Below are 9936 nucleotides of genomic sequence, written 5' to 3' on the forward strand. Positions count from 1 at the left end.
GCACAAGAAGGAGAGCCTGAGGGCCTTGGCCGCCTGAGCACCGTCATGTGTCCGCCGCTCCGCTAAACACGGGGGCTGCGCGGCGTACACGCCAACGTCAACGCAATGCCACACCATTTTGCAGAACTTGACGCACACAACTTTTAAAGCTGCAGGCCGGCGGGTTTTGCTCGACGCCAAAGCTCGTTCTTTGCTCGTACCCAACCCTCGAGAACGCTTGAGCATGAAACGTCCTTTCGGCTTGTGCTGGTAAATGGCGGTTTAGAGACCTTCGCACTCCACCAATCCCTCATCCCTTGTGTTCGGGGCGGACGGCGCAACCCTCGATGCTGTGTTTTACATGCTGGCTGCACGGCGAAACTGCATGCGGCGCGCCATAACGCGCTCCTACAATCCTCACCGCGCATCTGCCTGCGAGCTAGATGCGCAGCCAGAGTGCGCCTTCGAGAGGCGGGACCTGCGTAATTTATCATTTTTTGGAATAAAAAGGGCCGATAAAAGATATATTGATGGACCGACAGCCCTTTTTACATATGCTTTGGTCACTGCCGCTCGCAGGCGAAGCGTCGCAAAGAAACAGGGTGCGTGCAAATAGCATCGTCGACGTGTCCAAGGACGTGGCTCACCCCGGTGAGCAGATGCGGCTTGCCAAATCGGAGAGATAGATGACGCAGTATTACGACGTTGATGCGGTCAGGAAGCTGTTTCCTGTCGTCGAGAGAATGACCTACCTCGACTCCGGGTTCCAGACGCCGATGTCAACGCCGGTCAAGCACGCCTTTGAAGCTTTTATAAAGGAAAGTTACGAGACAGCTGGTCCGAAATCCGTGTGGATTGACCGCATGGAGGAAGCGCGGGCCAAGGTCGCGGCTTTGTTGAACGCGGCCACCGAAGAAATCGCCTTCACGAAAAACACGTCGGAAGCGATGAACATTGCCGCGAACGCTCTTCCGCTTAAGGCGGGCAACAATGTTCTGATGATCCATGGCGACCATCCCAACAACACCTATGCATTCCTGAACCTGAAGAAAAAGGGCGTCGAGGTCCGATTTATTCCCATGACGGAAATCGTCAACGCCGACAGCTTCGGCCCCCACCTCGACGCCAATACCAAGGCGATCTCGATATCGCATGTGGCCTTCCATGCAGGGCATCGCTTCGATATCGAAAGCGTAGGTGTGCTCTGCAAGGAAAAGAACCTTTACTTCGTCGTCGACATCATGCAGGCGGTCGGGGTCGTGCCGATCGATGCAAAGAAAGTCGGCGCCACATTCATCGGCTCGGGAACGCACAAGGGGCTCCTGGTTCCCCAAGGCTTGGGCCTGCTCTATTGGGATCGCACCCGCACGGAATTGGAGCCGGCGTATCTGGCGGCGATCAGCCTTGAAAATCCGCCAGCGGATTTCATCGCCCGCCCTGACGACATGGCGCCGGCTCCCACTGCCGGCCGCTTCGAGCTCGGCAACTTCAACCTGCCGGCAATTCATGGGCTTGGCGCGGCTCTTGACCTGATCAACGACATCGGCATCGAGAATGTTCAGGCTCATTGCTTTGATTTGGGCGACAGGCTCATAGCGGGGCTTGATGCGCTTAACATCAAGCTTGTTGGCCCCCGCGACCGCTCCAACCGTGCACCGCATATCTACGTCGCCGCGCTGCCCGCCGATGAGTGGATCGACTACTTCGCCTCCAAGGATGTGCGCGTCTCGCCCGAGCGTGATGGCGTTCGCATCTCGCTTGGCATGTTCAACACCGGATCCGATGTCGATCGCGTTCTGGATGTCATCAAGGAACGCGGCAAAAAGGCTAGCCGCTCCTCCAAGGTCGCGTGATGCCTTCTCCCTCCTGTCGGGCGAGTGGTGTCACCAAGAAGGATACAAGGGAGGCGGCAATGCGCTTTCTCTTGAATGTACGCATCGGCGATCCGCAAATCATTGCGAGGTATCATCGTGACGAACGCTCCACAAACCGTGCGCATCGAGAAAGACCCGCTTGGCCCTGTAACCATCCCGGTCGATGCCTACTACGGCCCTCAGACGGCGCGGGGCATCGCCAACTTCCCGATTTCGGGTATAAGAATCAGCCATTTTCCGAACTTCATCAAGGCGCTTGCCTACGTGAAGATGGCAGCGGCGCGCGCCAATGCCGCGCTCGGCGACCTCGATAAACAAAAGGCCGATGTCATCTGTCAGGTCTGCGAGGAAATCGCAGCGGGCAGGCACCTTGGCGAATTCCCGCTCGATGTGTTTCAGGGCGGCGCCGGGACCTCGACCAACATGAACGTCAACGAGGTCATCGCCAACCGCGGCTTGGAGATCATGGGACTGCCACGGGGAAAATACGACGAGCTACATCCCAACAACGACGTGAACTTCGCTCAGTCGACAAACGACGTTTATCCCACGGCGATCCGCCTTGCGATCCTTCTTTCACGCGGGGCGTTGCAGCGAGCTTTGGAGCAGCTCGCGGACGAGTTGGAGGCCAGGGCCGAAAGCTTCTCAGCCGTAATCAAGCTTGGCCGGACACAGTTGCAGGACGCCGTTCCGATGACTCTCGGCCAGGAGTTTCAGGCTTTCGCGACGACGCTGCGCGAAGATGTAGCCCGTCTCGGTGAGATTGCCTCCTTCTTCCATGAAATCAACCTCGGTGGCACGGCGATTGGCACGGGCATCAATACGAACCCTGACTATCAGGCGGCAGCTGTCGCGGAGTTGCGCGCCATTTCCGGCGTGCCCGTCGTCTCCGCCGGAAATTTGATCGAAGCCTGCTGGGATACGGGCGCCTTCGTGCTCTTCTCCGGCATGCTGAAGCGGACGGCCACCAAACTCTCGAAGATCTGCAATGATCTGCGGCTGCTATCCAGCGGCCCTCGAGGCGGCCTGAACGAAATTAATTTGCCAGCGCTCCAGCCCGGCTCTTCGATCATGCCCGGAAAGGTCAATCCTGTAGTGCCGGAGGTGGTCAACCAGGTCGCCTTCCAGATCATCGGTTACGATCTCACAATCACTCTCGCCTCCGAAGCGGGGCAGCTGCAGTTGAACGTGATGGAGCCGGTCATCGCCTACAACATACTGCACTCGCTGGAGCTTCTGACCAATGCCGTCGACGTGCTACGCACGAAATGCGTCGTGGGCATTACCGCCAATGCGGAGACTTGCCGCAAACATCTCGAAGCCAGCACCGCCGTGGCAACAGCACTGACGCCTGCCATCGGCTACGAGCGGGCAGCGGAGCTTGCCAAGGAGGTCTTGGCCTCCGGCAAAACCATTCGCGAAATCCTGGCCGAGCAGCCGGACCTTTCGGAGGATCTAATCGCGCAAACCGCCGATCCGCACCTGTTGACGCGGCCAACGCGATCACGGTTGGCGTCGTGACAGCGGGCTAGAGATCGATCGACTGTTTGCGCGCAGTGAAAGCAGCCGCCCAACTCCCAAGTAGTCAGTAAACCAAGAAGGAGCCAACGTGAAAAGCAGAGCTGCGGTCGCCTGGGAGGCAAATAAACCCCTATCCATCGAAACCATCGAAATAGGTGGCCCGAAGGCCGGCGAAGTGCTGGTGCAGGTCATGGCGACCGGCGTCTGCCACACTGATGCCTACACCCTTGCAGGTCTCGATTCCGAAGGCAGGTTTCCGGCCATCCTCGGTCATGAGGGTGCGGGCATCGTTCGTGAAGTGGGCCCTGGCGTCACGACCCTAAGGCCGGGCGATCACGTCATTCCTCTCTATACTCCGGAATGCCGCCAGTGCAAAACCTGCCTCTCGCAGCGTTCCAATCTCTGCACATCCGTCCGGGCCACTCAAGGGCTTGGGCTTATGCCGGATAAAACGACACGCTTTTCCTATGATAGTGGCGAGATCTTCCACTACATGGGATGTTCGACATTCTCCAACTTTACCGTCCTGCCGGAAATCGCACTTGCCAAGGTTCGCGAAGACGCGCCGTTCGACAAGATTTGCTACATCGGCTGCGGCGTCACAACGGGGATAGGCGCGGTGATCTACACCGCGAAGGTTCGCCCCGGCTCGAACGTTGTTGTTTTCGGCCTCGGCGGGATTGGCCTCAACGTCATTCAGGGCGCGCGCATGGTCGGCGCTGACAAGATCATCGGCGTCGATATCAACCCTGCCAAGGCCGAAATGGCACGCAAGTTCGGCATGACTGACTTCATCAATCCCAAAGAAATTGGCAACGAAAAGGTTGTGCCGGCTATCCAAGACCTGACCGACGGCGGCGCGGATTATTCTTTCGACGCAACTGGCAACGTCAACGTGATGCGCCAGGCACTCGAATGCTGCCATCGCGGATGGGGAGAATCCATCATCATCGGCGTGGCGGAAGCCGGCAAGGAAATCTCTACCCGTCCGTTCCAACTTGTTACCGGCCGCGTCTGGAGAGGTACGGCCTTCGGCGGCGCCCGTGGGCGCACGGATGTGCCGAAGATCGTCGGCTGGTACATGGAAGGCAAGATCAACATCGATGACCTGATCACGCACAAGATGCCGCTTGATGAGATCAACACGGCATTCGATCTGATGCACGAAGGCAAGTCGATCCGTTCGGTGATCGTCTATTGATCGCTGATAAGAACCCGCATGTCGCGGGAAAACCCAGGAGGAAACCATGAGCGTTCGACTTCTTCATCCTTTGATCCAGAACGGACTTCTCAAGGGCGATAGCAATCATGCAGGTGGCATTCTTGCCTGCAAATGCACCGATCGACCTGTCAAGGTGAAAGTCTCGGCCGGGATCGCCCACAATCATGCCTGCGGCCGCACAAAGTGCTGGAAGCCAGATGGCGCGGCGTTCTCCGTCGTGGCCGTGCCCCGAGCGAAAGCGTTTCGATCGTCGAAAACGGCGACAAGCTGGCGGTCGTCGATCCCTCCGCCCTTATCCAGCGCCACGCGTGCAAGGAATGCGGCACGCATATGTACGGTCCGGTAGAACGGGATCACGCCTTCAAGGGTCTGTCCTTCATCCATCCGGAGCTGTTCGACAACGGCAAATGGCCGGAGCCCGGTTTTGCCGCCTTTGTTTCCTCAGTCATTGAAGGTGGTGTCGATCCCTCGGAGATGGATGGTAACCGCGCCAAACTGAAGCATGTGGGGCTCGACCATATGATTGTCTTTCGCCGGCCTTGATGGACTATCTGGCGACTTGGACGGCGAAGAAAAACGGTATCCTGCAGTGACATTTTGAGGCGGGCCGGAACCATCCGATCCGCCGCCTTCTCGCGCAGTTTCGCTAATGCTTGCGAAGCGATTACTCTGATCCGGTATCCAACGATTACGCCGCCGGGGCTCCAATGACGGACTGCCATCAGTGCTCATTCATCGCTGCCAACCTGGCCTTGAACTCGCGCGGGACCGCGCATGGGCTCGAAAATTCTCAAAAATCAAAAATATACAAACCTATTTTTGATAACTAACATGGACATCCAAAAAAGGCTGTGCTTTCCTGACCACGTTCTTTGAGGACCTCCTCAAAGCGCAAAGCACCAGAAACTGTAGCTAGAATCCCAGGGGAATTAGGCCATGCGTGTACCATCGACTATTGGTTACTTATGCGCCGCGGTTGCTCTCGCAATTGCGGCATCGCCATCTGCCCGCGCCTCGGTACTTGATGACGTCAAGCAGCGTGGCGTGCTCAACTGCGCGACCGGCGACGGGGTCCCGGGCTTCAGCTACCTCAATCCCAAAACATCAAAGATGGAAGGATTGGACGTTGACCTATGTCGTGCTACCGCAGCTGCGGTTCTGGGGAACCCGGACAAAGTCAATTTCGTAATCGTTACAGCCAAGAGCCGATTCAACGTAGTGACAACAGGTCAAGCAGACGTCGGCTATTTCTCTACAACTGTTTACCCTGTTCGTGAATCGGCGATCGCAATCGATTTTCTGCCGATCTATTTTTATGACGCTGGCGGATTTATGGTGAAGGCGTCATCCGGTGTGAAGACGTTTAAGGATCTTGCCGGTGGAACGGTTTGCACGACACAGGGAACCGGTACTGAGGTCACCCTTGCGAACCTCTTCAAGTCTCAGAACGTACCGAATATCAAGGTCTTGACCTTCGATTCTGACGACAAGCTATTTGGGGCTTTGGGTAGTGGCCGATGCAATGCGATGACAACAGACAAAATTGCGCTGGCCGGTTGGCGCGGCAGTTCGCCCAATCCCGACGACTACATAATCCTCAAGGAATCGACCGGCAAATCGCCATTTGCCGGCTTTGTCGTCGCGAACGACTCGAAATGGCGCAACCTGTTGAGGTGGACTGTTTTCGGGCTATTTCAGGCGGAGGAGTGGGGTATTACCGCAGCCAACTTGGACGAGATGAAAAAATCACCCGATCCGGTCATCCGAAAGTTCCTCGGCGCGGAGGGCGGGTTCGGCACGGACTTTCACGTGTCCAATAGTTTCGTGGCCGACATGATCAAGGCCGTCGGCAACTACGGCGAGATGTACGACCGCAACCTGGGCCCGAAGACGCCTTATTATATTGACCGCAACGGTACCCCCAATGCGTCCTGGGTCAACGGCGGCCTTCTGTACTCGCCTATCTGGGAGTAAGCGGATGGTGGTGTCGATCGATCCGCTTGCCCGTACATTGGGCTCCGACATGAGAGAAAAGTCGGCTAGGCTGCGGCGGTCGTCGCTCGCCAGGACACCCGCTGGGCGATATATTGCCTTGGTCCGGTACAAGCTGACTCACGGCACCGTAGTAGCGGCGGTTACTGGGTTAGTTATTCTGGCTGCCTTAGCAGTCCACAAGACTTTGGCAAGTCGAGGTATCGACTTCAGTTTCGCTTATCTGACCGCACCTTCACGATTTAACATAAGCGAGGGCTTGGCGCCCTCCTGGACGGGGTGGGCGCCAATTTTCGGAAGTGTAGACGCTGCCTCGTCGAATCTGGCGATGCTGGAAGCCGGCCTTTTTAATACGCTTAAAGTGGCCCTTCTGGCGATCACGTGCTCGACAATGATCGGAGTTGGGTTGGGCGTCGTTCGTTTGTCGACTAATTGGCTGGTTCGAAATCTCGCCTTCGCGATTGGCGAGTTCATCCGGAATACGCCGATTCTGATCCAGCTAATGTTCTGGTATTTCGCGGTCATGCTTCAGTTACCGTCGGCCGCAAGCGCAACAAGCGTCAATAAGTGGTTCGTCGCAGAGCAGTCCGGCGTCTTTTTGCCGCTACCACGTCTATCAGATAGTGCGGGGCCGGCGTCGACTGCTTTGGTCGCCATCGCAATTATCCTCCTTGCAGCGGCGTGTCTGCGACGCTTCCCTGCGCGATGGCGTGTAGCGCTATCGGGCGCCGGACTATGCGTGGTTGGTGCGGCCTATGCAACAGGTTTCCGCATTGATCTTGATTTGCCGGTACTTGGACGTTTCGGTGCGACCGGTGGATTGCACTTCAGCTCAGAAATGTCAGCTATCCTGATTGCTATCACGATAAACAGCGCCGGGTATATCTCTGAGGTTGTTCGTGGTGCAATCGAAGGCTTGCCCAAAGGACAATGGGAAGCGGCGGCGGCACTAGGTTTGTCGCGGGCTGATGCGATTAAGGACGTCGTGCTTCCACAAGTGTTTCGAATTATTATACCTTCTCTCACCAACCGCTATATCGGCCTCACAAAGGATACGTCGATCGGTATTGCGATCGGCTTCCCGGAGTTATTCAACGTTAGCGGTACTGTGGCCAACCAGACTGGCCGCGATTTCGAAACCGTCATTGTCGTCATGGCGATTTATCTGCTCCTCAGTTGGGTAATCAGTGCCTTCACAAATGTCGTAAATACACGGATAGCCTTGGAGAGAGCGTGATGATGGCGACATTGCATAGCTGGGTCCGCCGCAACCTTTTTGCGAACGCCATTGATTCGATTCTTTCGATACTCGTCGTCGCGGTGCTTGGCTGGCTTTCAGTGGTCTTGCTGCGATGGATGATCTGGGACGCGTACTGGGAGAGGATTTACGAGAGCCTGCGATTGCTACTGATCGGGTTGTATCCGGTGGAGCAAACATGGCGTGCCTGGTTGACGCTCGCCATTCTGTGCACTGCGGTCGGCGCCATGCAACTGCCCTGGTCGCGTCGGTTTGGTGTGGCCATCTGGCTGACTGCCTGCGGGGCCGCTGTATTTGTTTTGGCTCCGCCCGGGCTCGACCGTTGGGGTGGGCTTCTGCTCAGTATAATGCTCACGGTCGTTGTTTCAACAGCGTCTCTGCCGCTCGGCATCCTGCTCGCGTTTGGCCGTGCCAGCAGAAATCCCAGTCTGCGAGCTTGTTGTACCGGCTACATCGAGGTGATGCGGTCGGTACCACTGATTCTCGTTGTCTATTGGATTTGGATCACGGTGCCGCTGTTCATGCAGGAAGTTTCGATATCCTCGCTTGCACGTGGCATGGTCGGCTACACCGTCTTCAATGCCGCTTATGTGGCCGAGTATGTGCGCAGCGGGTTTCTAGCCGTGCCGCTCGGACAGCGGGAGGCGGCGCGCTCCCTGGGCATGTCGGACTGGACAGTTGCAACTGAGATAGTCCTGCCGCAGGCGATCCGAGTCGTGCAGCCGGCACTCGTCGGTAACGTACTCGACGTTTTCAATGGTGCGACGCTTGTGTTTATAATCGGACTGATGGACTTCCTGCGCGCCGGACAACTGATATTGGTGGACCCTACCGCCAGCAGTCAGACAAATGAAGTCTACTTGTTCATGTTCGCCGTATATTTCGTTATCGGCTCTGCGATTACGTTTGGATCTCGGCGAATGGAGGCCCAGATGAATAGGAGTACGCGTTAATGATAGTGCGAGCTGATGAGTCCGGGCCGGCGATGGTGGGCTTTGCCAACGTCGACAAGTTTTATGGATCGTTCCAGGCTTTATGCGACGTGACTTTGTCGGTGGCGTCCGGCGAGGTGGTGGTGCTTATCGGTGCCAGCGGCTCCGGCAAATCCACGCTGATCCGCTGCGTCAATGGGCTGGAGACCCATCAGAGCGGTTCCTTGGTGGTTGACGGCTTTTCAATGCCGACGACCAAGGACCTGGAATTCGGGGGGCGTGGCGAAAAGACGCTGCATCAAATCCGACGCGGCGTAGGAATGGTCTTCCAGCAGTTCAACCTGTTTCCACACAAGACGGTGATGGAGAACATTGCTCTTGCCCCGATGCGCGTCCGCCGCAAATCGCGCGAGGAGGCGGAGGTTATCGCAATGCGTCTGCTCGAACGTGTCGGGCTGGGAGACCAGGCGCAAAAATATCCCGGCAAGTTATCAGGCGGGCAGCAGCAGCGGGTGGCGATTGCCCGTTCGCTGGCGATGGAGCCGCACGTCATGTTATTCGACGAACCCACGTCGGCGCTCGATCCGGAATTGGTCGGGGAGGTGCTCGACGTCATGCGCGAACTCCGCACCGATGGCATGACGATGATGATTGTCACGCATGAGATGGCTTTCGCCCGCGAAGTGGCCGACCGCGTCATTTATATGGATAAGGGTGCCATCGTGGAGGCGGGACTGCCCGCGCAGATTTTCGACGAGCCGAAAAACGAACGCACCCGAACCTTCCTGCATCGTGTGCTGAAGCACTAAATCAAGTGCATTTCCACGAATGCGGCGATGCCAGAGCCGGCGACCGGATGCCGGCCATACGCGCGATCGATCTGATCATCTGCTCGGCGTCTCCAACGCCCTTCCGCTTGAGATGGATGCCCGCTGCCTTCTCCGTACCCATCCGGTGAAGACCAGTGAAGTCCGGTGAAGACCGGTGAAGCCCTCGCCGGAGGCGTACCCTTCTCCGAACGCCGGCTCAAATGAAGGCAGTTTCGGTATAGTTATCAATTTCGGAATAAACGGGGCATTGGCCACTCCGCGGCGTAACCATCTCACCATCGAGATTGGTGATCCGAAAGCGGTTCATAGAACGCTCCATGGGCAGCGG

At 57.1% G+C, this 9936-nt stretch carries 7 protein-coding genes and 1 pseudogene; all 8 read left to right on the forward strand.

Features of this window, described 5'->3' with window-relative positions; genetic code table 11:
- Window positions 1–665 precede the first annotated feature (665 nt).
- The 8 genes and pseudogenes from NKH99_RS32210 (at window position 666) to NKH99_RS32245 (ending at window position 9587) form a co-directional block, all read left to right on the forward strand.
- Entirely contained in the window at window positions 666–1832 is a 1167-nt protein-coding gene (locus NKH99_RS32210; RefSeq protein ID WP_353017875.1) for an aminotransferase class V-fold PLP-dependent enzyme, read from the forward strand.
- A gap of 75 nt (window positions 1833–1907) precedes the next feature.
- The gene (locus tag NKH99_RS32215) at window positions 1908–3374 is read left to right on the forward strand and encodes an aspartate ammonia-lyase (protein WP_353017877.1); all 1467 of its coding nucleotides are present in this window, start codon (window positions 1908–1910) and stop codon (window positions 3372–3374) included.
- A gap of 88 nt (window positions 3375–3462) precedes the next feature.
- Window positions 3463–4575, forward strand: coding sequence for an S-(hydroxymethyl)glutathione dehydrogenase/class III alcohol dehydrogenase (locus NKH99_RS32220; RefSeq protein ID WP_353017879.1), 1113 nt, complete (start codon window positions 3463–3465; stop codon window positions 4573–4575).
- Between the two features lie 46 nt (window positions 4576–4621).
- Window positions 4622–5189, forward strand: a pseudogene (gfa, locus tag NKH99_RS32225) (S-(hydroxymethyl)glutathione synthase).
- A gap of 343 nt (window positions 5190–5532) precedes the next feature.
- The gene (locus tag NKH99_RS32230; RefSeq protein ID WP_353017881.1) at window positions 5533–6570 is read left to right on the forward strand and encodes a transporter substrate-binding domain-containing protein; all 1038 of its coding nucleotides are present in this window, start codon (window positions 5533–5535) and stop codon (window positions 6568–6570) included.
- A gap of 346 nt (window positions 6571–6916) precedes the next feature.
- A complete protein-coding gene (locus NKH99_RS32235; RefSeq protein WP_353017883.1) occupies window positions 6917–7825 on the forward strand; it encodes an ABC transporter permease subunit in 909 nt (302 codons plus the stop codon).
- On the forward strand, window positions 7825–8799 hold the full coding sequence (locus tag NKH99_RS32240) for an amino acid ABC transporter permease (RefSeq protein WP_353017885.1): 975 nt from the start codon (window positions 7825–7827) through the stop codon (window positions 8797–8799). Before NKH99_RS32235 ends, NKH99_RS32240 begins: the two co-directional genes overlap by 1 nt.
- Window positions 8799–9587 (forward strand): amino acid ABC transporter ATP-binding protein, encoded by a 789-nt coding sequence (locus tag NKH99_RS32245; protein ID WP_353017887.1) that lies wholly within the window; start codon window positions 8799–8801, stop codon window positions 9585–9587. The genes NKH99_RS32240 and NKH99_RS32245 overlap by 1 nt, the downstream gene beginning before the upstream one ends.
- Window positions 9588–9936 lie beyond the last annotated feature (349 nt).

This window comes from Mesorhizobium sp. M0854, assembly GCF_040319815.1.
Classification (GTDB): Bacteria; Pseudomonadota; Alphaproteobacteria; order Rhizobiales; family Rhizobiaceae; genus Mesorhizobium.